At 52.5% G+C, this 3,873-nt stretch carries 3 protein-coding genes; 1 reads left to right on the forward strand and 2 read right to left on the reverse strand.

Annotated features, from left to right (window positions below; translation table 11 throughout):
• Nucleotides 1-327: 327 nt before the first annotated feature.
• Nucleotides 328-1,086 carry a M48 family metalloprotease gene (locus tag ACEW8P_RS22370; protein ID WP_373515291.1) on the reverse strand — a complete coding sequence of 253 codons (759 nt, stop codon included), beginning with the start codon at nt 1,084-1,086 and terminating at the stop codon, nt 328-330.
• Nucleotides 1,087-1,684: 598 nt separating this feature from the next.
• Nucleotides 1,685-2,746 (reverse strand): amidohydrolase family protein, encoded by a 1,062-nt coding sequence (locus ACEW8P_RS22375; RefSeq protein WP_373515292.1) that lies wholly within the window; start codon nt 2,744-2,746, stop codon nt 1,685-1,687.
• Between the two features lie 399 nt (nt 2,747-3,145).
• On the opposite strand from ACEW8P_RS22375, the gene ACEW8P_RS22380 reads away from it, so the two are divergent.
• The coding region (locus tag ACEW8P_RS22380; RefSeq protein WP_373515293.1) for an alkaline phosphatase family protein at nt 3,146-3,873 on the forward strand (728 nt) is incomplete at its 3' end.

A 3,873-nucleotide genomic window follows, 5' to 3' on the forward strand; every position in this document is an offset into this window, starting at 1 on the left:
CCCCTGTTCGGCGGAGTCTTCCGCGCAGCGATGTTGTGCGGGGTCTTCCGAAGAGAGACCACGTACTGAGAATGAAAGGCCGCCGGAAGGCCGGCCCCGTGACTATCGGTCCCATATTACGACCAGCGTCGTCAGGTAGTTCTTCTCCTCCCGTTGGGCGGAAGACTTCGCCCAACAAAAAAAAGCAGGCTGCGAATGTCTTTCCCCAATTTCATCGTGCAGCACGGGATTATTTTCTCCCGTTAACCTTGCCCTTTAAGTTAGGGATACTACCTGAATTTTCGAGCAAAACAAGCTGAAAAATAACGCCGCACACCTGATTCAAAACTACCGTACTCCCTCTTGTTTAGCGCGGGCGCGTACCCGAGCGGCCCGTGCCTTGCTTTCGGGGTGAGTGGAAAGGAACTGGGGTACTTTACTACTGCCCGCCTTATCGAGCTTTTCGAACGACGACGCCAAAGCGAGGACACTCTGTCTGTTGCGTTTCAGGAATGCGTAACTGAAATCGTCGGCTTCGGTTTCCTGCTGGCGGCTGAACGACGCCCCCGCCACGTAATCGGCCAGCCCCCCCAGCTCGGAACGCGATAATTGACCCACCAGACCATCGTTGGCAGCCGCGGCATTGCGCAGGGCCGAGCGGCGCAGCGCACTTTTGGTCGCATCGTGCGAATCTTTGTTGACGACATGCCCGATTTCGTGGCCGATGATGGCCAGAATCTCCTTGTCGTTCATGATGTCCATCAAGCCTTGGAATACCCGCACACTACCATCGGCGGTTGCGAAAGCGTTCACATCGGGTTTCTTATAGACTTTGTAGTTTAGCTTGTTGCCGTTTATGGCAGAGTAGCGGCCCACAATACGGTTGAGGCGTTTGGTGTAGGGATCATTGGCACTCGCTACCGGATTTTTGGCATCCATTTCCTTGACTGCCTCCCGCGAAATTTCGGCGATCTGGGCATTGGTGATGGTGGCAGACATCAGGGCGTCGATTCCCGCCTGTACCAGGTTCGGGCTGAGTTGGGCCTGGGCCACTGGCGCAGTCAACAGGCCAAGCATTACGATATATAGGCTTGCTATCTTTTTCATGATTTCTGTACGGTCTAGTTTAAGTTCAGCACTACTTTCAGCGTGTGAAATTCATTGGTTGGAATCCCCGCTTTATCAAAAGTTTAGTGCCACCCCAGTTCTTTTCCGGGGGCGATTGACGCCCAAAATTATTTAAGTAATTGATAATTAAATAATTGGATCAATAGTGAATTTTTTATTTTCCTGGGGATTTATAGAGGAGAAGTAGGTGTGGGGGTCTACCCGAATTCGCTGAATCGGGTAGTCTCATAAGGCGTGGCTAATGTATTTTTGATATTAATTGCGACGGGGGCCATCCGTTCATAAACGCGACAGGCTCTTTAAAATCCCGGGAGTTGGGCAGGGTCTTCCGTAGGGAGACTCCGCTCTTAAAATAGAAAATCAGTCTGCGATTGCACCACCAGGTCGTATGGGCTGAATTGACTCGTTCTCGTCCATATCCACGGGATCTTTGGTCATTGTCCCTACCTGATATTTGATTTCCTCTTTTACTTCCATGCTCGTAGTACTTTTATAATTTTCATCTCGTGCAAAAAGCCAGAAGGCTCATGCAAGCTATTTTTATTTCGGTCTCGTGACAACCTAAGCCAAGTTCCTCTTACTTCATAATCCGACGCGCATTATCCGAATATATTTTTTTCAGCGTAGCCTTGTTGAGATTGAGTCCGTGCAGCGGCCAATGGTACGAGAAGCGATCGTGCTCGTAAAAATGCTCATCGGCTGTTTCCAGAATACGGAACGTGATGCAATACATGGATCGCTCATAGCCCATATCAGTGCCATAAACAATACGATCGGCGTACTTTTCCATGAAGGCTTTCGCGAAGCGAGGGATCGGCGAAAATTCTCCGTAGCGGGCCGCCACATCCGCGTAGAGGTTGGGGTAGGCATCGAACAAGCGTCCCAATTTCCCCAAATCAGAATTGCAATTGGCAAGGTGACAGGCGATGAACGTGGTACCGGGATTGTCGCGCAGGGCATGTTCCAGCGTGGCAACCAACTGATCGTGGTCCAGGATGCCCGCCTTAGTCATATCGACGTTCCACTTGGCCGCGTTCATCAGGCCGTCGTTGGTCGAGTCGGGCTTCTGGTACATCCATTCGTCTTCGGATACATGTATGCTCACGGGCATCCGCAGTTCGGCGCACTTGGCCAGCAGCGGTTTCATCCGGGGATCGTCGATGTGCATCCCGTAGCCGGGCGTAGGTTTGGAATACAACTCACCCAATCCCTTATCGCCCAATTCCCCAACCCCTTTGGCCCCCTTGGCGTGGCAACGTACCAGTTCGGCCACGGCGCGCTGCCCCCAACCCGGCTTGTCGGCATCGGTGTAGTCAAACCCGCACCAGACCTCAAATCGGTCAGGGTAGCGTGCATATTTTTGCGCCAGAGCGTCAAATGCTGCGCCGGTGGCGTAGGTGAGTACCATGGATTTGGCAACACCGACCTCATCCATCGTTTTCACCCATTCGTCCAGCTCCCGGTCGCGTTTGGGATAATCATGCGCGTGAAAATCCACGACCGGATATTGGGCTTTCGTTACGGTGGTTTGGGGAATATTGTAAATAGAGTTGGGCCGATAATCCTTCAATTTGAGCGTAGCAGTCACCTGAGCCTGGCTCGGGCAAAATCCCGGCATAAGCCAGACCGCAAGAAGCAAGTATAATGATTTTTGACTGAATCTCGTACCGTGAATCATAGGGTGTAGTAAGGTAGGGGTGGGTGTGTTGCTTCCAGGTAAAATCAGGAAAATGCCCGATCCTACTAGTCAACTGCATGAATATTGTTTGTCAGTTGTGCCGAGTGGTACCCGCGAGAACCTCCGAAGGCGGAGAGTGGCCTGATTACTTCATCCCACCGTAAAATGGATACGCGGTTCATTTTGTACTTTTAGGGCTAGTGTGCTTTGTGGAATACCTGCGCACCCTATCTTTGCCAATAGCCGGACAGGGCATCGCCTTGGACCGCAGGGTAAAAAACAAGCGGGTACTTTGGGTAATTAACCGCGCCAAACGAACCGTAATCCGCACTAAATTGGAGTGACTCACCCCTAGCAAATATGCAAAAAATCTCTGCTTTTTACCTGTGCCTGCTGTTGAGTGGATTATGGTCCCCGTCGGGCTACGGACAGAGTACCCCGACCCGACATAAAACCCTGCTCGTCTTTTTCGATGGCTTGCGACCCGACTACATTACCACGGAGCTGATGCCCAACCTATACGCCTTCAAACAGCAAGCCAGCGTCGGCCAGCGACACCACAGCGTTTTTCCCACTGTGACGCGGGTCAATTCTGCTTCTTACGCCACCGGATCCTACCCAGGTACCCACGGTATTCTGGGCAATTCGGTGTATTTTCCCCAAGTCAGTACCACCAAAAGTGTGGGTACTACCTACGGCGACCTGACCAAAATTTCCGGGGCCATCGATGAACCGCTATTGACCGCTGTTTCGCTGGGGGAAGTACTCCAAACGGCGGGGGAACGCATGATGGTGTTCAGTTCGGGTACCACCGGGCAAGCCTATTTACAAAACCATACCGTCAGCGGTGGGGCCATCGTCAACCCGGATCTGATTTTGCCCGAGTCGTTCAAACCGCAGGTGCTGGCGGATCTGGGGGCTATTTCTACTATTGGGGATGAGGACGAAAACCGCCATGTCTGGATCACCAATGCTTTCCTAAAATACGGCCTTACTCCCCACGGCCCGCTGGTGAGTGCCATCTGGTACTCTGATCCCGACGGGGCCGCGCACAGCCACGGTATCGGTTCGGCAGAAGCCGTGCGGGC

The sequence above is a fragment of the Persicitalea sp. genome, from assembly GCF_041751555.1.
Lineage (GTDB): Bacteria > Bacteroidota > Bacteroidia > Cytophagales > Spirosomataceae > Persicitalea.